The sequence below is a fragment of the Neisseria sp. HMSC078C12 genome (assembly GCF_001838065.1).
Classification (GTDB): domain Bacteria; phylum Pseudomonadota; class Gammaproteobacteria; order Burkholderiales; family Neisseriaceae; genus Neisseria.
Genome location: NZ_KV835583.1, coordinates 1,926 through 3,746 on the forward strand (window position 1 = coordinate 1,926; position 1,821 = coordinate 3,746).

Here is a 1,821-nt window from a genome sequence, read left to right on the forward strand (position 1 = left end):
AAGGCCGTCTGAAAAACGAAGAAGCTTCAGACGGCCTCGAAGGGGAAACCGGATTCGTCTGGGACGGCAGCCACCTCTTGCAGGAAGTCCACCCGGACGGCAGATATACCTATCTCTACACCGACCCGGATTCCTACGAACCCTTGGCACAGGTCCGCAACCACACCAATGCCGAAGGCGAAAGCAAACAGGAAATCCACTACTTCCACTGCGACCAAATCGGCATCCCGCGTGAGATGACCGATAAAGACGGCAACCTGGTTTGGTTTGGCAACTATACCGGCTGGGGCAAACTGAAGAGTGAAACCAACATATCCGGAACTGCTCACCAACCCTTCCGCCTGCAAAACCAGTATTGCGACCGTGAGATGGGGCTGCATTACAACTTCTTCAGGTACTATGAGCCGGAATGTGGAAGATTCATCAATCAGGATCCGATTGGGTTGTTGGGTGGGGAGAATATATATAGATTTGGTAATTCAATACAAAGCTGGATAGATCCTTTAGGATTGGATGGTTTTCAACTACTTCGAGATTATGGAAATTCTCCAGGTGTTCAAGCTGAATATCATAAAGCACTAGCAGCAGCCATGGCAAATCATCCAAAAACTCTACCAGCCTCTTCACACACATTAAGTATAGTTGCAGAAGGACAAGGGGTTGCAGGAGGTAGCGGTCGTTTATCTGTGATACACAATAATTTTCCAGACGGAACAACAGGTAAATGTTTAGCAGCGACTATCTGTGGAGAAACAGGAGCTGCAGAACGTTTAACGTTAGGGGGAGAATACTCATATAGCGCAAGCAACGTTTCTACTGGGTGGTCAAATTCAACATGCGTCAATGGTAGTGTAGCGACCCCAGTAGGTGGAGCTGGAGGTGGTGTATGTACTTCAGATCCTACTCGTGGGCAAGCTGCAAGTAATACCTTTAATGCAAATATTTTATTTGGTGGCGGTGGCGGTGCTAGTTTAGGTAGATGTACAACATATTCATTGTGTAATAAATAAAGGAGTAAACTTAATGATTCATTCGTGTATAAAGAAAGTAATATACTTAACATTATTTTTAATATCAATAGTTTCTTGCTACCCTACAGATAACAATCTAGATGAAAAATCATTAATTAAAAATAAGAAGTATGCATTCTTGACAAATGTCGCTCACCCCTCTCAAAAAGAAGTTGCCCCATTTGGATTAACTATAGGCAAGATTACTGTTAATGAGGCGCTATCCAAATATCCTCAATTAATAAAGGCAGATAGTTCTTACATTAGTTATGGAAAAAAAGAAATACCAATGCCAAACACATACGCATTACCTGTTTCTGATAATCTAACGGCGTTTTTACAGTTTGATGAATCAACTAATATCCTACAGAATGTTTTAATTTTCGGACTAAAGAGCGTAGATTTCGACATAATAAAACAAGAATTTAAGAATATATACTCTCCTTATGAAGAATATAATCCATCTGAATTTGAAGCTTTTTCTAGAGGAGAAACCACCTTTGAAGATCAAAAAAAGTTTTTGGAAAAACATAAAAATGAAATAGCCCTATTTAAAGACAACGGCGTTATCATTATTTTAGGAAAATCTATAAACAGCGATGAAGTAGTTATTTTTTATAGAAATACAAGCTATCTTCCAGTTTTAAAAAATAAAGCAGAAGCTTATTAACTAATCGTAGATCGTATCAAGACCGAATAAAACCGCGAAGTTATCTGAAATTAATCTTCAGACGACCTTTCCCTATACGCTTACCTTTACCTGCTTCGACTACAACGGAAACGGCCAAATCATCGGCCAGCACCAATGGAA

At 40.3% G+C, this 1,821-nt stretch carries 2 protein-coding genes; both read left to right on the forward strand.

Annotated features, from left to right (window positions below; genetic code table 11):
* Positions 1–1,010 (forward strand): RHS repeat-associated core domain-containing protein (locus HMPREF2596_RS10840; RefSeq protein WP_210401053.1); only part of this gene is annotated, 1,010 nt, incomplete at its 5' end.
* A 13-nt stretch (positions 1,011–1,023) separates the two neighbouring features.
* Positions 1,024–1,680 carry a hypothetical protein gene (locus HMPREF2596_RS01610; RefSeq protein ID WP_070849153.1) on the forward strand — a complete coding sequence of 219 codons (657 nt, stop codon included), beginning with the start codon at positions 1,024–1,026 and terminating at the stop codon, positions 1,678–1,680.
* Positions 1,681–1,821 lie beyond the last annotated feature (141 nt).

What these genes read in the sequence shown, in the direction of transcription:
- HMPREF2596_RS01610 (WP_070849153.1), top strand. Translation starts at nt 1,024, where the DNA reads ATGATTCATTCGTGTATAAAGAAAGTAATATACTTAACATTATTTTTA.